Consider the following 23867-nt stretch of genomic DNA (forward strand, 5'->3'; position numbering starts at 1 on the left):
CAGGGCATTTCCCCTGCACTTTCTGATCATTACAGACGATCAATTATTTTGCTTCAGCGTATCGTCTTGACACTTCATCCCAATTAATGACATTCCAAAAGGCGGACACGTATTCAGGACGGCGGTTTTGATATTTCAAATAATAAGCATGTTCCCAAACATCGAGACCTAAAATCGGCGTTTTCCCTTCCATAATCGGGGAATCTTGGTTTGCTGTGCTCATAACTTCTAATTCACCATTATTAACGACAAGCCATGCCCAACCGGAACCGAATCGTCCAGTCGCAGCTTTCGTGAACGCATCTTTAAATGCATCAAAGCTTCCAAATTTATGATTGATTGCATCGAGCAACTCGCCTGTTGGTTTACCTCCACCATTTGGCGATAAAATTTGCCAGAAGAAGGAATGATTCGCATGGCCACCACCATTATTTCGAACAGCCGTGCGTACATCTTCAGGTACTGCATCTAAATTTGAAATCACTTCTTCAACCGTTTTATTCTGAAATTCTGTTTTCCCTTCTAACGCTTTATTTAAATTCGTGATATACGTGTTATGATGTTTCGTATGGTGAATTTTCATCGTTTCTGCGTCAATATATGGTTCCAATGCATCATAGGCATACGGTAGAGAAGGTAGTTCGTAAGCCATAGATATTCCTCCTTTTTAATAAGTTATGTACCAATTACAACTTTAGGATACCAAAAGGACCATACTTTTTCAAATAAACCGCCTAATTTTTTTCACCCTTTATCTATTGACATATTTAAATTTATATGATTAATAAAATCCCCGAAATGGATATTCGGGGATTGATTATAACGAATGATTGCATGATTCATTCACTTATGGAAGGAATGATGTTATTTTTTTAGAAAAGCGGGAATCCTTTCGCCGATTATGGATATGTTTACATCGTTGATACGTTTGCTTGTTCCCCTTCCTTTTCTCCGAGAATCGATTCGGCAATATTTACCGAATGATCGCCGATCCTTTCTAAATTAATGACGAGGTCGACGAAAACAATTCCAGCCTGTCAGTCACAAATTCCTTCATTCGTTCGTAAAATATGCCGCTTCCGTAATTTTCTTTCCATTTGGTCGATTTTTTCTTCCTTACAAACAACCGAATTCGCCTTACCTTTATCGTTTTGATCGAGGGCTTCGATTACTTCTGTAACAGTTGATAAGACAAGATCGAACATTTCTTCAATATCCTTAAGGGCATATTCAGATAATTTTACCTTATTATTGATCTTGTATTCCGTTAATTCAACCATGTTTTCAAAATGATCACCGATTCGTTCAATATCTCGAACCGTATCCATTAACGTTGTATGCATTTGTGACTCGTGTGGCAATAGGGAAGCAGACGACAATGCGATTAAATAATCGGTAATTTTATGATCCAAATTATTAATCGCATCTTCCAACGACATCGCTACCTCTGCATGTTTCATTTGACCTGTCAATAAATAACTTCGCGATTGTTCCAATCCTTTTATCGCCAATTTCCCCATCCGGATGACTTCTTCCTTTGCTGCAGCTAAGGCGATGGATGGTGACTGGGTGATGAAGTTCGGATCCAACTGTTTAATTTTATAATCGACAAAGGAATCTTCTCCAGGAATTACCTTCGTCACAAACAGTGCTAAATATCCGATAAAGGGTAATTGGATAAGGGTATTCGTCACATTAAATAAGCCATGGGCAAAAGCTATCGTCATCTTATCATTCAAATCAAGGAATTCTTGTAAAAATAAAACGATTTCCGTAAACGGATGAAGCAAAAGTAAAAAAACAGTAGTCCCTAATAGGTTAAAGACGACATGACTTAATGCAGCCCGTTTTGCTGCAATACTCGCTCCAATCGCTGCCAAAATGGCCGTAATTGTCGTTCCAATATTATCCCCAAACAATACCGGTAATGCAGCATTTAAATCCAATAAGCCATCCGCATACAAACCTTGCAATATTCCGATCGTTGCACTCGAACTTTGTACGGCAACGGTAAAGATTGTACCGACAATGACCCCGAGGACCGGAATGTGACTCATATTGACGGTTAAATCATGGAATAGTTGGAAATCCCGTAACGGTTTCATCCCGTCACTCATCAGTTCTAAGCCGAGAAAAAGAGCTCCGAAGCCAAACAGCACTTGACCCACGTAATGGATCTTCTTATTTTTGAAGAAAAACAGTAAAAATGAACCTGATGCCATAATCGGTAAAGCGTAGGCACCGACGTCAAAACCGATGATAAAAGCGGTAATCGTCGTTCCAATATTCGCCCCCATAATAACGCCGATCGCTTGACGCAAATTCATAAACCCTGCACTGACTAAACCGACAGTAATGACCGTTGTTGCCGAACTACTTTGAATAAGAACGGTGACGACAATCCCCGCTAAAACCCCCATGAGCGGATTGGTCGTAAATGTATCTAAAATATCCCGGAGCCTGTCCCCTGCGGATTTTTGCAACCCCTCTCCCATCGCTTTTATTCCGAATAAAAAAATTCCTAAACCGCCGATAAACTCAAAAATCATCTGCTGAACATCCATATCATTCATTCAACCCCTGCTAGTTAATATCGACATTTTTCGAAACCCGATACAATTATGGCGAAAAGGAAGAAAAAAGTAAATATATTTTTTATGAAATTTACACTGACTTTACAATCTCGTTTATTATTACATTTTTATTACAAATATATTACAAAAGGGATACGTTGTTACTTTCGATTCAATCCATTCTTTCATTTTCTTCTCATAAAAAGATAGATCCAAAAATAGAATAGAATGAAAAGGGAAAAGCAGGATTTGAAGGAGGAAATGGAATGAAACGATTAGCGGGTGTATTTTTCTTTCTTTTATGTATCGTGGCATTGTACGCCGATTTAAAATTCGGGACTTTACCTTCAAACATCGCAAAGGAACAGATCGGGGTAGAGGCAGAAACAATCCCCTTTAAAGAAATGATGGTAAGACGTGGCGATACGGTTTTATCGATTATGGAAAGGCAAGGGGGTTTTCCAAACGTACCATTAGATCAAATTGTACACGATTTTACTCGTTTAAACGATGGTTTAACACCTGAAGAAATTAAGCCTGGCAATTTTTATAAATTCCCCATTTATGACTTACCAGATTCCGATTAACTACTCCAGTTTTCTCTATTTTTTTAGGTCAAGTTAAATTTCCATTTCCCTTCTCATAGCAGAATGGATTTCCATTTCCCTTGATATTCCCATTCAATCATTGATAAAATAGATAAGAAATGTATTGGAATCCACTGTAAAGGGAGAGAAATGTATTGGGTGAAATTACTCATCGTACAAATACACGGCCCGTCCGTGTCGGAAATTTAACCATTGGTGGAAGTAACCAACTTTATATACAAAGTATGACTACAACGAAAACCGACGATGTTGAAGCGACCGTGGAACAAATTCACAGATTAGAAGAAGCCGGTTGCCAAATCGTAAGGGTAGCGGTACCGGACGAACGGGCTGCAAAAGCCATTCCTGATATTAAAAAGCGAATCCATATTCCCCTTGTGGCAGATATCCATTTCGATTACCGCCTTGCATTATTGGCGATGGACGGTGGTATCGATAAAATTCGAATCAACCCGGGAAATATCGGACGCCGGGAAAAAGTAGAGGCCGTCGTCAATCGAGCAAAAAAGGGTGGCATTCCGATTCGGATCGGTGTCAATGCCGGTTCTTTGGAAAAACGGATTTTAGAAAAATATGGTTATCCAACTGCAGACGGAATGGTTGAAAGTGCTCTACATCATATAAAAATTTTAGAAGATCTAGATTTCCATGATATTATCGTATCATTAAAGGCATCGAATGTCCCCCTTGCCATCGAAGCCTATGAAAAAGCGGCAATGGCATTCGACTATCCTCTTCATTTAGGGATTACCGAATCTGGAACTCTTTTTGCCGGTACTGTTAAAAGCGCAGCCGGATTAGGTGCGATTTTAAGCAAAGGAATCGGAAATACCCTCCGTATTTCTTTAAGTGCAGATCCGGTGGAAGAGGTGAAAGTTGCTCGAGAATTGTTAAAATCATTCGGTTTGGCCTCCAACGCCGCAACGCTCATCTCATGTCCGACATGCGGGCGAATCGAAATCGATTTAATTAAAATTGCCAATGAAGTGGAAGAATATATCCAATCGATTAAAGCGCCCATTAAAGTTGCTGTACTTGGATGTGCAGTAAATGGTCCAGGAGAGGCGAGGGAAGCAGATATCGGTATTGCCGGCGCTCGGGGAGAAGGACTACTATTTCGCAAGGGAAAAATCGTCCGAAAAGTACCAGAGGAAATTATGGTCGATGAATTGAAAAAGGAAATCGATTTATTGGCTGAAGAGTATTTACAAAAAGAAACCAACGAAAATTGAAAGAGGCCCCGTTTTATGGGGCCTTTCACTTTAAATATTCCCTAATTGTTACGTTAATGGGTTAGAAAAAAATATTGCCGATTATCGATAGCGCACCGATTACAATCGCTGTTGTTGCAAGACCGGCTACTCCACGATTTCTTGCCATAACCCCGAAGATGATTCCTCCCGTTCCAAATAGCACAGGAGCAGTAAATAAGGACAGAAGGGAAAAAAGAAGGGCGATATAACCCAATCCTCGACTCGATGACCAAGCTGTCGATTGACCTTTTTCCTCGTATACATCAATTGCATCAGTTGTAATGTATTCCTTACCGATTTCTTCTTCAAGATGATCCGCAAAATGCTCGGATTGGAACCTTTCCCTCTCTTCATTATACATCAAGTAAATCCCTCTCTTTCATCTGGGAGCATCTTTAGTATTTGCCACACAAGAGGGATCCAACCAACCAATTTTTGATTGTTTAAACGAAAATGAATTTCTATTAATGATATACGAAAAAATCTATTCATTCAATTTTTCCAATTGGACTGAGTGTGTACTGCCGTATGGTTTTTCAATTGAACAAATTGGAATTCCCGTTTTTTACAGCGATAAACTTAGTCAACCATTGGACTGAACTTCAATTACATAATCGTATAAATAATAATCAATGTTAATGGGTACAATTTTTACAATATCCATAAATTTCAAATTTATGGTCGGAAATAAGATACCCGTCCAATTCCTTCTGAACCTCATCCATCGGACACGTATGAATTTCCTTCGTTTTCCCGCAAGACAAACAAATAAAATGATGATGGTGATGATGAATCGAACAACGAAAACGGAAATGCTTTTCACCAGAAAGCTCGGTCATCTCTAAAATTCCAAGATCTGTAAAAAGCGATAAATTCCTGTAAATCGTATCAAAGCTAATATTTGGATAATCACTTTTCAAGTCTTCCAAAATTTCCTTTGCCGTTACATATCGGTCGGAGTTTTTCAAAAACTCCAACATGTCAATCCGCTTTCCAGTATATTTATATCCTTGATCCTTCAACAACTGAACTGCTTCCTTCATATCCAATTTCATTACCTCCCAGATTGAAATTTATATTGGACATTTTTATACAATATTACAAGTAATAAAATGAAGGCGGCAATGACTACGATCGTTCCCCCGGGAGCCAAATCCAAATAATAGGCGGAAATTAGTCCACCGATGACGGCAATTTCTCCAAATAATACGGACAAAAAAATCATCTGTTTGAAACTTTTGGCGATACGAATGCTCGATGCGACCGGCAAAGTCATTAATGATGACACGAGCAATATGCCAACGATACGCATGGAAATGGCGATCACAAGGGCAACGGTGACGATGAAAATGAAATTGATCGTCTTCGATGGCAATCCCATCGTACGCCCATGCTCTTCATCAAAGGAAAGAAGAAACAACCCTTTGTAAAGAAAAAAGATCGTTACGATCACCATCATACTAATTCCAAGTACGATCAATAAATCGACACGACTGACGGCACTTACACTTCCGAATAAATAGCCGAATAAATCGGTCGTAAAACCATCGGCCATTGATATAAAGATGACGCTGAGGCCGATTCCGAAAGACATAATAATTGGTATCGCTAATTCTTCATAATGCTTATATACTGATCGAAGTTTTTCGATTAATAACGACCCGGTAACGGAAAACACCATTCCACCGTATACAGGATTCAATGTAGAAAAGGACGACCAAAACTTCCCAAGTAATAAACTGAAAGCAATCCCACCTAATGTGATATGACTAAGGGCATCGGCGATCAATGCTTGCTTACGAACGACGATAAACACCCCTAAAATCGGTGCAATCAATCCGATCAATAACCCTGTGATAAAGGCATTTTGCAAAAATTCGTATTTCATGAGGCTTTCGATCATTCCATTCCCCCCTCTTGATGGTCATGGGTCAAAATCTTTACCTCATGGCCGTAAAACGACGATAATTCTTTTTGATCAAATTGTTCAAATTCTGACGAATTCCCATGGAAATATAAATGTTTATTCAAACATGCTACATGACTAACCTTTTTCGAGATGATGCCAGTATCATGGGTGACAATGATCAATGTAATTCCCTTTTCCCGATTTAATTTTTGCATCAATTCGTAAAATGCACTTACCCTTTTCGTATCGATTCCTACAGTCGGTTCATCTAAAATGAGCAGTTCTGGGTCTCCAATTAAAGCTCGAGCGATAAACACCCGTTGTTGTTGACCTCCGGATAGTTCACCGATATTTCGATATAAAAACTCTTCCATTTGCACCGCCTTTAACGCTTCGATTACTTTTTTAACGGTGGTTTTCGGATATGGTTTAAACAGTCCATTTCTTTTCGTTAATCCACTTCTAACCACTTCAAATACGGTAGCGGGGAAAGCTTTATTAAATGCGTTCGCCTTTTGGGAAACAAAACCCACTTTTTCCCAATGGCGAAATCTCTCCAACGGTTCACCGAACAGTAAAATTTCCCCCTGTTGAATTTTCAATAAACCGAGGATTAATTTTAACAAGGTCGATTTCCCCGAACCATTTGGACCGACGATCGCTAAAAAATCTCCTTTATTAACCGTTAATTGTATATTTTTTAATACCCAATCACGATCATATCGATAATTTAAATCCTTCACTATAACGATTGGTTTTCTGTCATCCATCTAAACCTCTTCCTTCAAATCAATTTTGTTAATTAGAATGATTCCGATTTACAGTAATAAATATACATAAAAAAAATCCCTTTGTAAAGCGAGAACACCCTTTTTCTTTTCGTCATTCGGAACGATTTAATTCAAACATCATATATTGTAGGTGGAGGGGATAAAATGAAATTTTTAGAAAATATTATCAATATGAAAATCAGTGGTATTACCGGAAAGGAATTATTAAAATATGGAAGACAATTCGATATTTACGTGACAGAAGATCAAGCGGAAAAAATTGCCCGATTTTTACGGAAAGGAAATATCGATATATTTGACGACCGTGATCGAACGATGGTGATCAAGGAAATTGCCCGCATCACGGATCCGAAAACCGCCAAAAAAGTCAACCAATTATTTATTCAATTGACAAAATAAAGAGGGTATCTGTTCGTCTCGATACCCTATCATTGCTTTACTCAGATTCCATAATTTTTTCTAATATTTGTTCGTCGAAAGTTTCACTTTTCAACATGGCAATTTCATATTTATACGGTGGCTTTTTATTTTTTTTGTCCGTTCCTACATAGGGTGTTTCCAAAATTTTTGGAATATGTTCCAATTGGGGATGATGAACAATTTTGTTTAAAGCCGAAAAACCGATATACCCGAAACCGATATTTTCATGTCGGTCTTTTCTTGAACCCATCGGATTTTTGCTATCATTTATATGCAAAACGTTTATTCGTTCAATTCCGATGATTTTATCAAATTCATTTAAAACACCATCGAAATCTTCTTTTACATTGTATCCCGCATCATGGGTATGGCAAGTATCAAAACAGACGGATAACCGTTCATTATAGGTAACTCCTTCAATAATCATCGCCAGTTCTTCAAAGGTTTTTCCTAATTCAGAACCTTTTCCCGCCATCGTTTCTAAAGAGATTTGTACTTTTGTATCTCTCGAAAGGACTTCATTGAGCCCTTCGATAATTTTCTTCAATCCCACCTGTTCACCTGCACCGACATGGGCACCAGGATGAAGGACAATTTGTTTCGCACCGATGGCTTCCGTCCGCTCGATTTCCTTCTGCAAAAAATCGACACCTAAGGCAAAGGTACGGGGATTTGTCGTATTGCCAATATTAATAATATATGGGGCGTGGACGACAATTTCTTCAATCCCGTTTTCTTTCATATGGAGAAGACCTGCTTCGATATTTAAATCCTCAATTTTTTTCCTTCGAGTATTTTGCGGTGCTCCCGTGTAAATCATAAATGTGTTTGCACCGTAAGATACCGCTTCTTCACTGGCAGCTAGTAGCATTTTCGGACCTGCCATCGACACGTGTGATCCGATTTTTAACATATGTTTCCCCTCTTTCTATCTTTCCTTCCTTAAGGATAACAAGAGTTTATTAGTTAAGGCAATCAATTCAATTTTCCTTTCCGTTTCTGTTTCCGGTTTAATTTCTCCATCTGTTCCCTTAATTTCTTTTTGTAGCCTGGTTTTACTTTTTTTGGAGGTTTTATCCCCTTCGTATTCGTTTTTTCCGTCGGCTTTGTTCGTTTACTCCGTTTATTTCGATGTTGAATGTGAACGATTTCTCCATCGTTTATATCGATTGTATCGAAATAAATCCCCATTTTTTCTAATTTTGTTATTTTTTGTTCATCCTTCGTTTCAAAAAGCACCGTAGAAATACCCTCATACTGTCCCCGTCCTGTCCGACCGGAACGATGAATATAAAATTGAAGATCTGAAGGAAGTTCATAATGGATTACGTGACTCACCCCATCAATATCAATGCCTCTGGCAGCTAAATCCGTCGCAATAATATACTGGTATTTCAAATCATGAATTTGATTCATCATTTTCTTTCGTTCCCGTGGGGTTAAATCCCCATGTATAACCCCTACTTTCAACCCCTTTATAGCCAATTCATCTGCCAATTCATCTACCATCTTTTTCGTATTGGCAAAAACGATAGCCAAAAAAGGATTATATACCTTAAGTAACTGGAATAGCAGTTCTGTTTTGTCCCGATGACGGAGGGGTAACAAAGAATGGTGGATTTTTTTCGGTGTCTTTGTTTTTGGGTCTACTTGAACATATTCCGGTTGTTCCATATATTTTTTCAAAAATGGTTCCAAATGTTTCGGAATCGTTGCAGAAAAGACAAGCATTTGTAAATCCTTAGGCATCCTCACTGCAATTTGGTCAACCATATCTAAAAATCCAAGATCAAGCATTAAATCGGCTTCATCGACGACGAGGTAACGGGCCGTATGTATAGATAAAGCTTCTTCTTTTACTAAATCAATGATTCGACCAGGGGTACCGATTACTAGTTGGGGTTGTTTTTTCAATCCTTCGATATACCGATTTTTATCCGTTCCACCGACGAATAACCGGATGGAAACTTTCGATGTTCCGTCGTATTCTACCAATTCTCGAGCCATCAGATAAATTTGCCTCGCCAATTCGCGAGTTGGAGCGGTAATTACTCCTTGAACTTCTTGAACCGATTCATCTATTTTTGAAAGTATAGGAAGTAAAAAAGCATGGGTTTTACCGGTCCCCGTTTGGGATTGGCCGATGACGCTTTTCCCAGCCAAAACCTTTGGAATTACCCTTTCTTGTACTTCAGTTGGTCGTACAAATTCTTTTCTTTCAAGGGCATCCAATAGATAGGATTTTAATTGAAATTTTTCAAATGGATTTTTCTTCATATAAGATATCTCCCTTATCTCTAATTTCCATCCCAATTGTCTAGTATAGTATTATACAAAAACAAAGGAAAGAACTCCAATTGTTTCATCATACATAACGATTTTTTTTCCGGTGCATATGATACCTAGAGACACGTATGTAGGAGGTGATCGAGTATGCAACCTGTTTTTCAAAAGCGACCGAATCCATTTTATCCTTCCTATCCCCCACCTAATCAATATCCAAGCCCTTTCATGTTTCAAAGATCGAATCTGCCATCCGGATCGGTCGGTAGAGGTGGACGGTTTCGAAATTTATTTTCATTCAATCGACCCAATGCCTTGAATAATCCTATGGATCCCTTTCAAATGAATCGTATGATCCCAACACAAACGGCATCGACGGGTCAAAATATTTGGAATTTAGACCGCATATCTCGTTTTTTAGGCCAAACTCAGCAAGTATTAAATACCGCTCAACAAATCGGTCCCATGATTCAACAGTACGGACCGTTAATTCGAAATTTACCCACCCTCTGGAAATTATATAAAGGGGTAAAATCTGAAGGAAAAGATGAAAATGTAGACGAGCCAACCGATCAATCATTGGAAGAAAACATAGAAACTTCAAATAAAATGAATAGAGGAAAAAGCATGGAACGGAAGAAAAATCCCTTTGACGAAAGGGAAAACATGGATGAAGGAAATGGATACCGAAAGACAAAAAAAAGAAAGAAGGATGAGCCGAAACCATCGGTGCCGAAATTATATATTTAGCAATCAATAAACATGTTTTCTACAATATGAAGAACGATATAATCCAGTTCCATTTTCGCCCTTTGTATTATGTTTAGAACTCCGATATAATAAGTGGAGAAATACAATTCAAAATAGGAGGACTAGGATGGAAGTTATTAAAATTTCTCCACGAGGTTATTGTTACGGAGTTGTGGATGCAATGGTCATCGCCCGCAACGCCGCTTTAGATAAAACGTTACCAAGGCCAATCTACATTCTCGGTATGATCGTTCACAACAAACATGTAACCGATGCCTTTGAGAAAGAAGGAATCATTACCCTTGACGGTAAAAATCGAAAGGATATTCTAAATAAGGTGGAACAGGGTACGGTAATCTTTACTGCCCACGGCGTTTCCCCTGAAGTGCGTCAATTGGCAAAGGAAAAGGGATTGGTTACCATCGATGCCACCTGTCCCGATGTGACGAAAACCCATGTATTGATTAAAGAAAAGACGAAACAAGGGTACGATGTGATCTATATAGGCAAAAAAGGACATCCAGAGCCTGAAGGGGCCATCGGAGTAGCCCCCCATGCCGTCCACCTCGTTGAAACATTGGAAGATGTGGACAAATTAACGATCGAAAATGATCGTATTATCGTGACGAATCAAACGACAATGAGCCAATGGGATGTAAAAGAAGTGATGGATTATTGCTTGAAAAAATTCCCCCAAGCTGAAAAACATAATGAAATCTGTCTCGCTACTCAAGTAAGACAAGAAGCGGTGGCACAACAGGCCAAAGATGCGGACGTTTTAATCGTTGTCGGTGATCCGAAAAGTAATAACTCCAATCGGCTTGCCCAAGTATCAGAACAAGTGGCCGGTACAAAGGCATATCGGGTTGCAGATGTAACCGAAATCGAAATCGAGTGGATCAAGGATGCAAAAAAAGTAGCGGTCACAGCTGGTGCCTCGACCCCTACTCCGATTACTAGGGAAGTAATCAAATTCTTAGAAAACTTCGATGTGAATAATCCTTCCACTTGGATTCGGGAGAAAAAAGTTCCATTAGAAAAGATTTTACCAAAGGTGAAAAAAATGCATCAACGGAAATAGTTTCACATATAAAACGGGGCTGTCCAATAAGCCCGTAAGTTGATGAAAGGGAAGGTTGCAGCAACTGGCGGGAACAGCACGAGCCGAATACCCCACAGACGAGCCTTCGCGTCGAAAAGGCTAGGCCGTGTCCACAAAAAAGCGTCTGTCTTTTGCGATACGTGTATGACCCAAAACAACAATATTTTAGAAAATCTTGTATTTTCAAACAAAGAATGAGTGTCCCAGCTACTATTGGGACACTCTCGTTTACATTATAAAAATTCAAAAGGGTCCGTTCGTACAGAAGAAGGAATAAAGTTCACATCAAATCCTTGTTCTTTACAAATGGAAGCCATCTTTTCAGTTACTTTCTTCTTCATAATTTGTTCAACATGGTGGCCAGGATCAACGATATTTAATCCTTCATTTTTCGCATCGATTGCCGTATGGTAGTACATATCCCCTGTCACATACACATCGGCACCTTTCCTTAATGCCCAAGAATAATATTTATTTCCATCTCCACCTAAAACAGCAACCTTCTTAACCTTTTCTTCCAAATTTCCAATTACCCGAACACCTTTTGCATCGAGGACGTTTTTCACGAATCGGGCAAACTCCCTCAGCGTCATTTCTTCAGGTAAATAACCAATCCGCCCCAATCCGTATACCTCCCCCTCGAGGGCTAACGGATATACATCATAGGCGGGTTCTTCATATGGATGGGCTTGAAGCATTGCTTTGATCAGTGCTTTTTCAATATTTTCGGGAAAAATAGCTTCAATACGAGCTTCCCGGACGGCTTCTAATTTCCCAACCGATCCGATATATGGGTTCGCATCTTCTCCAGGCTGAAAACGTCCTGTTCCTTCCACAGTAAAGGAACAATGACGGTAGTTTCCGATGGCTCCTGCTCCTGCGTTCCCAATGGCGGTTCGAATTCGATCCGCATCTTCCACAGGGGCAAAAACGACTAATTTTTTCAGCGGAATTTCTCCCGTAGGAACGAGCACTTCCCGATCTGTCAATTGTAGCGCGTCGGCAAGCCAATCATTTAATCCACCGGTTGCCACATCCAAATTCGTATGGGCAGCGTATACAGCAATCTCATGTTTCATTAATATTTCAATCATTCGACCTTGAGGGGTATCAGTCCGGATATTTGCCAACGGACGATAAATGGGTGGATGATGGGCTATAATCAGCTGTACATCTTTTTCCAACGCTTCTTTCGCCACCTCTTCCGTAACATCCAAAGCGACTAAAACATTTTTTACCCTTCGATTCAACCGACCGATTTGAAGGCCAATTTTATCCCCTTCCATTGCTAAACGTTTTGGAGAAAATTGTTCAAAAAGTTGAATGATTTCGTGTCCATTAACTGTTTTCACCATCAAAAACCTCCTCATACCATTGTAAATAAGTAGCAAGTTTTCGCCTTTTTTGTTCGATTCCATCCGCCGTTTTCGCATGTTGTAAGTTATTCAAAATATTTATCCATTCGTTTTTTTCCCTCTCCCATTTTTTTTGAAAAATGGGTGAATGCTCTTTTAAAAGGAAGGGACCGAAAAATAATTGTTTTTCCCGACCTTCCTCGGGAAGATCCCAATTTCCCTTTTCCGCAATAAGTAGTTCATAAATATGCCCATCTTCTTCCATTATTTTTTCATCGGTTATTCGCCAATAATTTTCAAATAACCATTTTCGAACGATATAAGCATGAATATTCGGCTGTAGTATAAGCCTTTGAACCCCGTCTAAATGTTTTCGACCTGATTTTAATATGTTTTCAATTAATCCCCCGCCCATTCCAGCGATTACGACACAATTTACATGATCTTCCGGTTGGATAACGGTTAACCCATCCCCTTTTCGAACAGAAATTTTTTCTTGTAAACCGTACCGATTTACATTCGACAAGGCCGATTGATAGGGGCCTTCTGCAACTTCTCCGCTAATTGCGTAACGGATGATTCCTTTTGAAAGGGCGTAAATGGGTAAATAGGCATGATCAGAACCGATATCTGCCAGAATGCTATTTTTCGGAATGAGTAGGGCAATCGTTTTTAATCTTTCCGATATTTCTATCATGAGTTATCACCAAACTTTCTCACACGAATTTCTCCTGCACTAATGGTACCGCATTTATCATAAGATGTGAACCTTTTCCAATCACGAAATCCTTTTTGTGGACAGGGATTGACTTCTCGATGAAATAAAAAACCTGACCAAAGTTGGCCAGATTTTTTTCTAATTCCTTATTTCAAATTCATTAACCAATCGACCATTTCATCCAATTGCTCTTCTGGTACAGTTCCACCAGGCATAATGCCACGACCGTTAACGAGGACATCTTTAATTTCATCTCGACTTAACCGATCGCCAACATTGATTAATGCTGGTCCAGAAGCACCTTCATAATTTTGACCGTGGCAAGCAATACAAGTATTCGTGTATATTTCTTCTGGTGTTTGTGCGACTACCCCTTGCCCATCCGTAGAATCGCCACCGTCAGCCTGACCCTCCCCTTCATACAGACCGATAAATGAAAGGGCAAAGACTAGTCCAATACCAAATGCCATAATGATTAAATAAGGATAAATTGCATTTTTTTTCATTGATTTTCTCCCCTTTGCTCCCTCATAAATTTATACAAACTATTCTTATTTTACTAAAAAACGATCAAGTATGAAAAGGGTTTCCACAGTGTAAATAGGGAATTTCACAAATTCGACACAATTTGTTCGCTCATCATTCATTTCATCGTGCACCGATTTCTCGAGCAATCACCATACGCTGGATTTCAGATGTTCCTTCACCAATCTCCAGAAGTTTCGCATCACGCATATATCGTTCAACATGAAAATCTTTCATATAGCCGTTACCACCGTGAATTTGCACCGCTTGACTCGTTACTTCTGAACACATCTCGGTAGCGAATAATTTACACATTGAAGCCTCTTTCGTAAACGGTTTTCCTTTGTCCTTAAACCATGCGGCTTTATAAACCATATTCCTTGCCAGTTCAATTTTCATAGCCATGTCCGCTAATTTAAATTGAATTGCTTGGAAATGAGTAAGTGACCGACCGAACTGTCTTCGTTCCTTAGCATAACGGAGGGATTTTTCGTAGGCGGCTTGGGCGATACCAACAGCCATGGCTCCTATTCCAATTCGACCACCATCTAATGTTTGTAAAAATTGTTTTAAACCTTCCCCTCGTTTTCCGAGAAGATTCTCCTTCGGTACTCGGACATTTTCTAATACAAGTTCCGTCGTATTGGAAGCATGAAGACCCATTTTTTCATAATGATCTTTCACGTGAAAACCTTCTGCATCTGTTGGTACGATAATCGCACTAATTTCCTTTTTCCCATCCTTTCGATTCGTTACCGCCGTCAAAGGGATAAATTTTGCATAGCTACCGTTTGTAATAAAACTCTTTTCCCCGTTTATAACAAAATCATCCCCATCTTCTATCGCTTTCGTCTCCGTACCGCCAGCATCAGATCCGGCATTTGGCTCTGTTAATCCGAAAGCTCCTAAAGATTCACCCGTACATAATGGGACTAAATATTTTCTTTTTTGTTCTTCCGTTCCGAATTGATTAATCGGGGCTCCACCTAATGAAATATGGGCACTATACGTAATACCTGTAGAGGCACATGCTTTACTTAATTCTTCAACGACGATGGCAAAACTAATCGTATCAGCGCCACCTCCCCCATACTCTTCTGGAAAAGGCAAGCCCATCATGCCGAGATCTGCTAATTTTCGGAAAATTTCAATCGGAAACTTTTTCGTCCGATCCCTTTCTAACGCGCCCTTTGCCACTTCCTCTTCAGCAAAATCCTTGATCGTTTTTTTAATGATTCGTTGTTCCGTCGTTAAATCGAAATCCACATCCGTTCCCCCTTTTCCCGTAATTTGAAACCGATTCCATTTTATTATAAATGTTTTTAAAAAAATATAAAATAGAAATATTCTGTTAAGTTGCCAATTCATTGATCCCGTCTTTAATGTAAGCGTAATCAATTTCGGTAATTTTTAAAAAATTTTGCGAATATCATTTGCAAAATCCCTTTTCTTTTTTTAAAATAGATGAAAAGATATTTGAAAATAAAAAAAGGCTTGTCGAAATGACAAACCGTAAAAAACATATTTTATTCTAGAAAATCCTTTAATCGCTTGCTTCGGCTCGGATGTCTTAATTTACGTAACGCCTTTGCTTCAATTTGACGGATCCGTTCACGGGTAACACCAAATACTTTTCCGACTTCTTCCAATGTTCGGGTCCGTCCATCATCCAAGCCGAACCGGAGGCGAAGAACATTTTCTTCCCGATCGGTAAGTGTATCCAACACATCTTCCAATTGTTCTTTTAACATTTCGTATGCAGCGTGATCTGAAGGAGACGTGGCATCTTGGTCTTCGATAAAATCTCCAAGATGGGAATCGTCCTCTTCTCCGATAGGGGTTTCCAGGGATACTGGTTCTTGGGCAATTTTTAAAATTTCCCGTACTTTTTCCGCCGGTAGGTCCATCTCTTCTGCAATTTCTTCCGGCGTTGGCTCCCTACCTAAGTCTTGCAACAATTGTCTTTGAACGCGGACGAGTTTATTGATCGTTTCAACCATATGAACCGGTATACGAATCGTTCGTGCCTGATCGGCTATCGCACGTGTAATCGCCTGACGAATCCACCATGTGGCATACGTACTAAATTTAAATCCCTTTTTATGGTCAAATTTTTCAACGGCTTTCAAAAGCCCCATATTTCCTTCTTGAATTAAGTCTAAAAACAACATTCCTCTACCGACATAGCGTTTCGCGATGCTAACGACAAGACGAAGGTTCGCTTCAGCTAATCGACGCTTTGCATCTTCATCGCCATTAGCGATTCGCTCGGCTAATTCGATTTCCTCTTCAGGGGTCAACAAATCGACTCGCCCAATTTCTTTTAAATACATGCGAACAGGGTCGTTAATTTTGATACCCGGTGGAACACTTAAATCATTGAGGTCGAATTCCTCTTCTTTTTCTAAATCATCGATCCCAGGATCTTCGTCGGTATCTTGATCTTCATTTTCCTCCGTCAATTGGATGCCTTGATCGGACAATTGTTCGTACAATTCATCCATATGCACCGCATCGAGTTCAAATTGGGCCATTTTTTCCGCAATGGTATCATATGAAAGACTACCTCTTTTTTTACCTAATTCAAACAATTGTTCTTTCGCATGATCAATCGTTAATTCAGGTTCAACTTCTTTGGAACGTGCTGACTTTTCAGCCATTGGTTCCCCTCCTTCCAACCATTAAAGCGTTTTTCGTAATTGCACAATTTCCTGTGCGATTTCAGCAGCTTTTTTATAATCTTTTTCTTGTTCAGCCCGCTTTCCTTCTGCTTCTTTTTCCTTTATTTTTAACAATTTTTGATATTTCAACACATGGTTTAAATAATCGGTCAATTCCTGGTCCGTCAATTCATCTTGAATTTGCATCATCCCAATTTCAGCGACCACTTTTCTCAAATGTGGATCCTTTATAAAGGATAAGAAATGACTTAAATCCGGTTCTTGCCCAGATTCATAGTATGCATATAAATAAGTAATAATCGCTTGATGATCATCCTCATGAAAGGTGTATCCCTTCATCTTTTCCTGAATGAGCGCGGTTATTTGTACGCTTTTTAACATATGGGCAATTAATATACGTTCGGCGTTATAATATGCAGGCATCAACTTTTTATCCTGTTTTTGTATAAACCGATTCAAATTTTTTTCCCGGCGGGCGGACATTCCTCTTTTCAATCGGTAGGAAATTTGCCTTTCCTGTTGTTTTAAAGCCTCTAAGGAAAGGGAAAATTCGTCAGCTAGCCTCCTTAAATATATTTCCTTTTCAATTGGACTTTGTAGCTGACTGATCTCTGTTATTATCTTTTCGATATAAGACAGCCTTTCTCCTTCCGATTCTAAATTTTTTCCACTACGAAATTTTTCCATTTTGAAGGCCATAAAGGTCTGTCTAGCTTCGATGACTTCATGAATAAATTGATCTGAACCGTGTTTTTGAATATATTCATCCGGGTCTTTTCCGTCCGGAACGAGTGCAACTTCCACCGTAAGTCCGGCCCTTTGAAGCATTTCACCCGCCCTTAATACAGCTTCTTTTCCCGCCTCATCGGAATCGAAACATAAGACGATTCGTTCTACATTTCGCTTTAACAATTGAATATGATAATCGGTCAAGGCTGTTCCCATCGTTGCCACACCGTTTGTTACTCCGGCATGATAGGCGGAAATACAATCGGCAAAACCTTCAAATAAAACGGCAAATTGTTTTTTTCTAATCGACGGTCTCGCTCGATGGAAGTTATACAATAATTTATTTTTTTGAAATAACACAGACTCTGGACTATTTAAATATTTCGGTTCACCATCTTTAAAAATCCTTCCAGAAAAAGCAATCGTACTGCCTTTTTGATCATGGATGGGAAACATAATACGCTCTCGGAACCGATCGAAATAAGTCCCATTATCCCGTCTGATAATTAATCCGAGTTGTTCTAATAATGTTTGCTCATAACCCCTTCCCGTTAAAAATTTCAAACTCGTGTCCCAACCATTCGGAGCATAACCTAGTTGAAATTCGTCTATCGTATCATCGGTAAATCCCCGACTGTACAAATAATCAAGAGCCTCTTGTCCTTCCTTTGTATTTACGAGAAGATGATGGTAAAATTTTCTAAGAAGCTCATGCACTTCAATCATCAAGTCATGTTGTTTCACCTTATGTTGGTTCGAAGGGACGCTAGAAAGATTGAGCTCGACATTAGCTTTTTCGGCTAATTTCAAAGCCGCCTCTTGAAAGGAAAGTCCTTCAAGATCCATTAAAAATGAAAAAACATTCCCTCCTGCTCCACAACCGAAACAATGAAAAATTTGTTTTTCTGGAGAAACGGAAAATGAAGGTGTTTTTTCATCGTGAAACGGACATAAACCGAAATAATTTCTCCCCTGCTTTTTTAACTGAACATATTCACTCACGACATCCACAATGTCCACTGAATGGCGAATCTCTTCAATCTTTTCTTCAGGGATCCGTTCTACCATGAGAACAACTCCCTTCCTACGATAATCGATCTTCATTTGAACATTTCTTCGATTCTTACCTTAGAATGGACTGATGAACAACTGTACATTTATTAATTCTACATCACTCAACATTTTCCTTCTCAATTGGACATTTTTTTTAAAAGAATTAAGAAATGTGTCCAATCTTTCTTCTTCACTCTTACGTATGAGTGGAACCTCCACCAAATCCTCCTACCACACTAATAATTTTATTCTTTATATCGTTAGTCTAAACCTACAATCGTTATTTTTCGTACAATTTTTCATTATAATACATCTCTTTCACTTTTTCCACTGTTTTTCATTGGATTCGTATCATTTTTTCCGATTTCTTCAGTTAATTATAATCATATGAAAACAAGGGAAGAATCCGTATGGTAGCCATCCTAAAAAAGAATCCTATTTTCATCATTTCTCTTTTTCGGGCGACCATTTCCTTTCCATGAAAACAAGGGCCAAAATCATAATGGCCCATTTCGCACTATTCGTTGAACAGAGTTTTTTATTTGATGGCATTCGGCAATTTCAGAAAACTTTGTCCTCCTACCTTTTCCTGTTTAAAAAATTGATACTCATTATCATAAGTTTGACTTAATCATTTTTTCAATAATCACATTGGCTGTTTCTTCGACCGCTTTATTCGTAACATCGATACAGTTGCATCCGATCTTGTTTACAACTTCTTCGAAATAGTCCAATTCCTCTTTAACCCGTTTGATATTTGCATAAGTCGCAGTATCCTTCAATCCTAAAGCGATAAGTCGTTCTTTACGAATTTGAATCAGTTTTTCCGATTGAATTTTTAAACCGAAACATCTTTTCGGATCAATTTTTAATAATTGCTCGGGAGGTTCTACTTCCGGAACGATGGGCACATTTGCAACTTTGTATCGTTTTAACGCTAGAAATTGGGAAAGAGGCGTTTTTGAAGTTCTAGATACGCCAATTAAAACGATATCAGCCTTTAAAATTCCGTTCGGGTCCTTACCGTCATCATACTTCACGGCAAATTCAATCGCTTCGATTTTTTTAAAATAGTCTTCATCCAATTTTCGAACGAGTCCAGGCTCATACTTCGGTTCGATGCCAGATAATTGTTGGAATCGATCGAGCAGGGGACCCATAACATCGAAGGCGAAAATCCCTTCCTCTTCAGCCCGATGATTTAAATATTTTCGTATTTCCGGTTTAACGAGGGTAAATACAATCATACCATTGTTCATTTTCGCTAACGAAATGACCTCATCGATCGTCGTCGTATCTTCCACATACGGGACGCGATGAAATCGAATCCCCGATCCGTTAAATTGGCTTAGCGCAGCTTTGGTTACCAATTCCACTGTCTCTCCAACCGAATCGGAAACTAAATAAATAGGTGGTTTGACCATTGTCGGCACCAGCTCCTTACTTATTCTCTGTTAAACAATGAAACGAACGCTTTCGTAATGTTCGTCTTTGTTACTCTTCCAATGACTTCAAACCCGCCATTTTTTTCCTTTACTACTGGAACCGCATCAATCTGCTTTTCAATCAATTTTTCCGCAACATCAATGAGTAAATCGTCTTTCCTACACATCGTAATATTTGGCATTCGGGTCATAATAATATTGACGGGTATGCTCGTTAAATCTTGTTTTCCCATGCTAGCCCTTAATAAGTCTTTTCTTGATAGCACGCCAACTAATAACGTTTGTTCATTTACGACAAACAACGTTCCCACATCTTCCAAAAACATCGTAACGATTGCGTCGTAAACAGATGCGTTTTCTTTGACAACGACGGGCATCGATTGAAATTCTTTTACTTTAATTTTTTTAATATTTTCAGTTAATAACTGGAGCGTATTTTTTCCTGTATAGAAATAACCAACCCTCGGTCTTGCATCCAAAAATCCAGCCATCGTTAAAATGGCTAGATCTGGACGTAATGTAGCCCTCGTTAAATTTAATTTTTCTGCAATATGTTCACCTGTAATCGGGCCATTTTCCTTGACGATCTTCAATATTTGTTCTTGACGTTTGTTTAGCTCGATTTTCCTTCACCACCTTGCCAATGAGCTGGAAAGACATTTTTCTCTACCATTATTTTACCGATATATGTTGAAAATGGGCAAATGACAATATCACATTAGACAGTTGTTTTAAAAGGGAAAGCCGGTTGTTTCGAATTTGTTCATTTTCAACCATAACCATCGTCCGATCGAAAAAGTCATTGATCGAATCTTTTAACCCAATTAATAATCGATAGTACCCTTTACTATCCGTACGATTCAAATGATCCATCAATTTTACATATTGTTCATACAAGTTATGTTCCGTTTCATTTTCAAACAATTCCGGTTGAATAGAAACTTCCACTTCGCATTTTTCTGCAATATGAATTACTCGACTTAAAGCTTCCATATCCGTTTTAAAGGTTGGTTCGTCCTTCATTTCTTGAAGAAGTTCTGCCCTTTCGATTAACGAACGGACGGTCATAACAGGAGAAGACAAAACGGCATCGGTAATATCGTACCGAATTCCCTTTTCATCTAATAAATGCTTGAATCGTAATCGGAAAAATTCTTGTAAATCCGAGAAAATTTCCTCTTTACTCTGCTTTTGGAATGGTCCAGTTAAAGCAATGCTTTCATTCAATAACCCCTCAAAGGACAGTTGCCAATTATGCTCAGCTAAAATCCGAACGACTCCAGCTGCTTGCCTTCTTAATCCGTACGGGTCTTGGGAACCGGTTGGAATCAGACCGACGGCAAACAAAGATACAATTGTGTCGATTTTATCCGCTATGCTAACTACGATTCCAATTTCACTTTCCGGCAATTCATCATCTGCATGTTTCGGTAAATAATGCTCTCGAATCGCCTTTGCAACATCTTTGTTTTCTCCATGGATTTGTGCATACACTTCACCCATGATTCCTTGCAATTCCGGAAACTCTCCTACCATTTGAGTGACCAAATCAAATTTACAAATTTCCGCTGTTCGTAATATGTTCTGTTTCGTTTCTTCAGATTGTTTCATTTCCGAGGAAATATATTCGGATAGTTTTCGAACCCTAGATAATTTTTCCGAATACGTTCCAATATCATCATGATATACAACATGTTTCAGTTTTTCTAAACAATTGGAAATGGATAGTTTTTGGTCTTCCTGATAGAAGAAAACAGCATCCTTCAAGCGTGCACGTAACACCTTTTCATTTCCCCGACGGACCGTATCTAAATGGCGATGATCACCATTTCTTACCGTAACAAAATAAGGGAGCAGTTTTCCTTCCGTATTTTGGACTGGAAAATATCGTTGATGTTCCTTCATCGTCGTAATCAAAACAGGATTTGGTAATTGCAAAAATTCCTCATCAAAAGAACCGTGCAAAACCGTCGGGTACTCGACCAAGTTCGTCACTTCTTCGAGTAAATCTTCGTCGATTGGGATGACCCAATCATGTTGTTCTTCCAGTTGTTGCAATTGAGTGACAATCGCTTCTTTCCGTTTTTGCTGATCGACGATGACATGTTGGGACAACAATTGGTCTTCATATTCCCGAGGATCTTTCAATAAAATCTTTCCACCTAAAAATCGATGTCCGTAAGTCGTCCTTCCACTTTTTATATTCGTAATTTCCAAATCGATCACTTTGTTTCCATATAAGGCGACGAGCCATCGAATCGGGCGAATATATCGAAGATCGAAATTTCCCCATTTCATATTTTTTGCAAACGTTAAACTTGTAATCACTTCATCTAGATTTTGTAAAATCCGAACGGTTTCTTCTCCCTTTTTATGTTTCTTCACAAAAACATATTCGATTCCCTTCACTTCTTTGAAATATATATCCTCGGTTGTTTTTCCTTGACCTTTCGTAAAGCCGATTGCAGCCTTTGTCCAATTTCCCTCTTCATCTAGGGCAACCTTTTTCGATGGTCCTTTCACTTCCTCTTCGATATCTAACTGTTTTGCAGCCACATTTTCGACGAGCACGGCAAATCTCCTCGGGGTCGAAAAGGAATGGACAGGACCAAAGGAAAGATCTTTATCTTGAAATAGTTGTTCAATTTTTGAAACTAACTGTTTTTGTGCATCATGAATAAATCGAGCTGGAACTTCTTCCAATCCAATTTCTAACAAAAAATCATTCGTTTGCATGTTCCTTCTCCTTTCCGTTCAAAAGCATCGGGAAGCCTAAGCTTTCTCTTTCGCGATAATACGTCTTGGCCACACTTCTCGCTAAATTTCTAACGCGGGAGATAAAACCTGTCCGCTCTGTAACGGAAATTGCTCCTTTTGCATCCAACAAGTTGAAGATATGGGAACATTTCAATACATAATCATAAGCAGGATGGACGAGCCCTGCATCTAATTGACGCTGTGCTTCCCTTTCGAAAACGTTAAATAATTGGAAAAGCATATTCGTATCGGACGTTTCAAAAGAGTATTTGGAATGTTCATATTCCGTTTGACCAAAAATATCCCGATAGGTAACACCGTCTGTCCATTCTAAATCGAATACATTTTCTTTATCTTGAATATACGACGCTAACCGCTCAATTCCGTATGTAATCTCCACGGAAACGGGCTTGCATTCCAATCCACCTACTTGTTGAAAATATGTAAATTGGGTAATCTCCATCCCATCTAACCACACTTCCCATCCGAGTCCAGCACAGCCGAGGGACGGATTTTCCCAATTATCTTCCACAAATCGGATATCGTGTTCCAAAGGATCGATTCCTAATGCACGTAGCGAATCCAAGTAAATTTCTTGAATATTGTCTGGCGATGGTTTCATAATGACTTGAAATTGATGGTGTTGATATAAACGATTTGGATTTTCTCCGTAGCGACCATCGGCTGGTCTTCTCGAAGGTTCAACGTATGCCACTTTCCACGGTTCGGGACCGATCGAACGTAAAAAGGTATATGGGCTCATCGTTCCCGCACCTTTTTCTACATCGTACGCTTGCAAAAGTAAACAGCCTTGATTTGACCAATGCTTTTGTAAGGTTAAAATCATCTCTTGTATATTCACTTTTTCCACCTCACCAAAACTCCGTAATTTTAATATATAAAAAACTCCCGTCC

The 23867-nt window shown here is 39.0% G+C and carries 22 protein-coding genes and 1 pseudogene; 5 read left to right on the forward strand and 18 right to left on the reverse strand.

Annotation, left to right across the window (positions count from 1 at the left end):
* Window positions 1–43: 43 nt before the first annotated feature.
* Complete coding sequence (locus OE105_RS07445) at window positions 44–652, reverse strand: superoxide dismutase (protein ID WP_275419581.1); 609 nt, start codon at window positions 650–652, stop codon at window positions 44–46.
* Between the two features lie 259 nt (window positions 653–911).
* Window positions 912–2573, reverse strand: a pseudogene (locus OE105_RS07450) (Na/Pi cotransporter family protein).
* A 266-nt stretch (window positions 2574–2839) separates the two neighbouring features.
* Between OE105_RS07450 and OE105_RS07455 the strand changes: the two are divergent.
* Window positions 2840–3160, forward strand: a complete 321-nt coding sequence (locus tag OE105_RS07455) for a hypothetical protein (RefSeq protein ID WP_275419582.1) — start codon at window positions 2840–2842, stop codon at window positions 3158–3160.
* Window positions 3161–3324: 164 nt separating this feature from the next.
* A complete protein-coding gene (gene ispG / locus OE105_RS07460) occupies window positions 3325–4413 on the forward strand; it encodes a flavodoxin-dependent (E)-4-hydroxy-3-methylbut-2-enyl-diphosphate synthase (protein ID WP_275422130.1) in 1089 nt (362 codons plus the stop codon).
* Between the two features lie 61 nt (window positions 4414–4474).
* On the opposite strand, the gene OE105_RS07465 is transcribed toward ispG, so the two are convergent.
* The 4 genes from OE105_RS07465 to OE105_RS07480 form a co-directional block, all read right to left on the reverse strand.
* Complete coding sequence (locus OE105_RS07465) at window positions 4475–4798, reverse strand: hypothetical protein (protein WP_275419583.1); 324 nt, start codon at window positions 4796–4798, stop codon at window positions 4475–4477.
* 271 nt (window positions 4799–5069) lie between these two features.
* Window positions 5070–5489: a Fur family transcriptional regulator gene (locus tag OE105_RS07470; RefSeq protein WP_420842503.1), complete on the reverse strand. Its 420-nt coding sequence runs from the start codon at window positions 5487–5489 to the stop codon at window positions 5070–5072.
* Window positions 5489–6337 (reverse strand): metal ABC transporter permease, encoded by an 849-nt coding sequence (locus tag OE105_RS07475; protein WP_275419585.1) that lies wholly within the window; start codon window positions 6335–6337, stop codon window positions 5489–5491. Before OE105_RS07475 ends, OE105_RS07470 begins: the two co-directional genes overlap by 1 nt.
* The gene (locus tag OE105_RS07480; protein ID WP_275419586.1) at window positions 6334–7113 is read right to left on the reverse strand and encodes a metal ABC transporter ATP-binding protein; all 780 of its coding nucleotides are present in this window, start codon (window positions 7111–7113) and stop codon (window positions 6334–6336) included. The genes OE105_RS07475 and OE105_RS07480 overlap by 4 nt, the downstream gene beginning before the upstream one ends.
* Before the next feature lie 165 nt (window positions 7114–7278).
* Between OE105_RS07480 and OE105_RS07485 the strand changes: the two genes are divergently transcribed.
* Window positions 7279–7533, forward strand: coding sequence for a DUF2624 domain-containing protein (locus tag OE105_RS07485; RefSeq protein WP_275419587.1), 255 nt, complete (start codon window positions 7279–7281; stop codon window positions 7531–7533).
* A 37-nt stretch (window positions 7534–7570) separates the two neighbouring features.
* Here OE105_RS07485 and OE105_RS07490 read toward each other — a convergent pair whose 3' ends face one another.
* Window positions 7571–8467: a deoxyribonuclease IV gene (locus tag OE105_RS07490; protein ID WP_275419588.1), complete on the reverse strand. Its 897-nt coding sequence runs from the start codon at window positions 8465–8467 to the stop codon at window positions 7571–7573.
* Window positions 8468–8529: 62 nt separating this feature from the next.
* Window positions 8530–9831 (reverse strand): DEAD/DEAH box helicase, encoded by a 1302-nt coding sequence (locus OE105_RS07495; RefSeq protein WP_275419589.1) that lies wholly within the window; start codon window positions 9829–9831, stop codon window positions 8530–8532.
* Between the two features lie 156 nt (window positions 9832–9987).
* Here OE105_RS07495 and vrrA point away from each other — a divergent pair, with 156 nt between their 5' ends.
* Complete coding sequence (vrrA, locus tag OE105_RS07500) at window positions 9988–10587, forward strand: VrrA/YqfQ family protein (protein ID WP_275419590.1); 600 nt, start codon at window positions 9988–9990, stop codon at window positions 10585–10587.
* Window positions 10588–10714: 127 nt separating this feature from the next.
* A complete protein-coding gene (locus tag OE105_RS07505) occupies window positions 10715–11668 on the forward strand; it encodes a 4-hydroxy-3-methylbut-2-enyl diphosphate reductase (protein WP_275419591.1) in 954 nt (317 codons plus the stop codon).
* 254 nt (window positions 11669–11922) lie between these two features.
* Here the strand turns inward: OE105_RS07505 and OE105_RS07510 are convergent, their stop codons facing one another.
* From OE105_RS07510 to glyQ, 10 genes are all read right to left on the reverse strand, one after another.
* Window positions 11923–13041 carry a Nif3-like dinuclear metal center hexameric protein gene (locus OE105_RS07510; protein WP_275422131.1) on the reverse strand — a complete coding sequence of 373 codons (1119 nt, stop codon included), beginning with the start codon at window positions 13039–13041 and terminating at the stop codon, window positions 11923–11925.
* Window positions 13028–13741 carry a tRNA (adenine(22)-N(1))-methyltransferase gene (locus tag OE105_RS07515; protein ID WP_275419592.1) on the reverse strand — a complete coding sequence of 238 codons (714 nt, stop codon included), beginning with the start codon at window positions 13739–13741 and terminating at the stop codon, window positions 13028–13030. Before OE105_RS07515 ends, OE105_RS07510 begins: the two co-directional genes overlap by 14 nt.
* A gap of 167 nt (window positions 13742–13908) precedes the next feature.
* Window positions 13909–14268 (reverse strand): cytochrome c550, encoded by a 360-nt coding sequence (cccA, locus tag OE105_RS07520; protein ID WP_275419593.1) that lies wholly within the window; start codon window positions 14266–14268, stop codon window positions 13909–13911.
* A 142-nt stretch (window positions 14269–14410) separates the two neighbouring features.
* Window positions 14411–15553: an acyl-CoA dehydrogenase gene (locus OE105_RS07525; RefSeq protein WP_275419594.1), complete on the reverse strand. Its 1143-nt coding sequence runs from the start codon at window positions 15551–15553 to the stop codon at window positions 14411–14413.
* A 260-nt stretch (window positions 15554–15813) separates the two neighbouring features.
* On the reverse strand, window positions 15814–16947 hold the full coding sequence (gene rpoD / locus OE105_RS07530) for an RNA polymerase sigma factor RpoD (RefSeq protein ID WP_275419595.1): 1134 nt from the start codon (window positions 16945–16947) through the stop codon (window positions 15814–15816).
* Between the two features lie 21 nt (window positions 16948–16968).
* Entirely contained in the window at window positions 16969–18765 is a 1797-nt protein-coding gene (gene dnaG, locus OE105_RS07535; RefSeq protein WP_275419596.1) for a DNA primase, read from the reverse strand.
* 599 nt (window positions 18766–19364) lie between these two features.
* Window positions 19365–20174 carry a pyruvate, water dikinase regulatory protein gene (locus OE105_RS07540; protein ID WP_275419597.1) on the reverse strand — a complete coding sequence of 270 codons (810 nt, stop codon included), beginning with the start codon at window positions 20172–20174 and terminating at the stop codon, window positions 19365–19367.
* Between the two features lie 20 nt (window positions 20175–20194).
* Window positions 20195–20788 carry a transcriptional regulator CcpN gene (ccpN, locus tag OE105_RS07545; RefSeq protein ID WP_275419598.1) on the reverse strand — a complete coding sequence of 198 codons (594 nt, stop codon included), beginning with the start codon at window positions 20786–20788 and terminating at the stop codon, window positions 20195–20197.
* Between the two features lie 79 nt (window positions 20789–20867).
* Window positions 20868–22931, reverse strand: coding sequence for a glycine--tRNA ligase subunit beta (glyS, locus tag OE105_RS07550; RefSeq protein WP_275419599.1), 2064 nt, complete (start codon window positions 22929–22931; stop codon window positions 20868–20870).
* Complete coding sequence (gene glyQ / locus OE105_RS07555; protein ID WP_275422132.1) at window positions 22918–23814, reverse strand: glycine--tRNA ligase subunit alpha; 897 nt, start codon at window positions 23812–23814, stop codon at window positions 22918–22920. The genes glyS and glyQ overlap by 14 nt, the downstream gene beginning before the upstream one ends.
* Window positions 23815–23867 lie beyond the last annotated feature (53 nt).

It is taken from the genome of Fervidibacillus halotolerans (assembly GCF_026547205.1).
GTDB classification, from domain to species: Bacteria; Bacillota; Bacilli; order Bacillales; family Caldibacillaceae; genus Fervidibacillus; species Fervidibacillus halotolerans.

What these genes read in the sequence shown, in the direction of transcription:
- OE105_RS07445 (WP_275419581.1), bottom strand. Translation starts at nt 652, where the DNA reads ATGGCTTACGAACTACCTTCTCTACCGTATGCCTATGATGCATTGGAA.
- OE105_RS07455 (WP_275419582.1), top strand. Translation starts at nt 2,840, where the DNA reads ATGAAACGATTAGCGGGTGTATTTTTCTTTCTTTTATGTATCGTGGCA.
- OE105_RS07470 (WP_420842503.1), bottom strand. Translation starts at nt 5,489, where the DNA reads ATGAAATTGGATATGAAGGAAGCAGTTCAGTTGTTGAAGGATCAAGGA.
- OE105_RS07475 (WP_275419585.1), bottom strand. Translation starts at nt 6,337, where the DNA reads ATGATCGAAAGCCTCATGAAATACGAATTTTTGCAAAATGCCTTTATC.
- OE105_RS07480 (WP_275419586.1), bottom strand. Translation starts at nt 7,113, where the DNA reads ATGGATGACAGAAAACCAATCGTTATAGTGAAGGATTTAAATTATCGA.
- OE105_RS07485 (WP_275419587.1), top strand. Translation starts at nt 7,279, where the DNA reads ATGAAATTTTTAGAAAATATTATCAATATGAAAATCAGTGGTATTACC.
- OE105_RS07490 (WP_275419588.1), bottom strand. Translation starts at nt 8,467, where the DNA reads ATGTTAAAAATCGGATCACACGTGTCGATGGCAGGTCCGAAAATGCTA.
- OE105_RS07495 (WP_275419589.1), bottom strand. Translation starts at nt 9,831, where the DNA reads ATGAAGAAAAATCCATTTGAAAAATTTCAATTAAAATCCTATCTATTG.
- vrrA (WP_275419590.1), top strand. Translation starts at nt 9,988, where the DNA reads ATGCAACCTGTTTTTCAAAAGCGACCGAATCCATTTTATCCTTCCTAT.
- OE105_RS07505 (WP_275419591.1), top strand. Translation starts at nt 10,715, where the DNA reads ATGGAAGTTATTAAAATTTCTCCACGAGGTTATTGTTACGGAGTTGTG.
- OE105_RS07515 (WP_275419592.1), bottom strand. Translation starts at nt 13,741, where the DNA reads ATGATAGAAATATCGGAAAGATTAAAAACGATTGCCCTACTCATTCCG.
- cccA (WP_275419593.1), bottom strand. Translation starts at nt 14,268, where the DNA reads ATGAAAAAAAATGCAATTTATCCTTATTTAATCATTATGGCATTTGGT.
- rpoD (WP_275419595.1), bottom strand. Translation starts at nt 16,947, where the DNA reads ATGGCTGAAAAGTCAGCACGTTCCAAAGAAGTTGAACCTGAATTAACG.
- dnaG (WP_275419596.1), bottom strand. Translation starts at nt 18,765, where the DNA reads ATGGTAGAACGGATCCCTGAAGAAAAGATTGAAGAGATTCGCCATTCA.
- OE105_RS07540 (WP_275419597.1), bottom strand. Translation starts at nt 20,174, where the DNA reads ATGGTCAAACCACCTATTTATTTAGTTTCCGATTCGGTTGGAGAGACA.
- glyS (WP_275419599.1), bottom strand. Translation starts at nt 22,931, where the DNA reads ATGCAAACGAATGATTTTTTGTTAGAAATTGGATTGGAAGAAGTTCCA.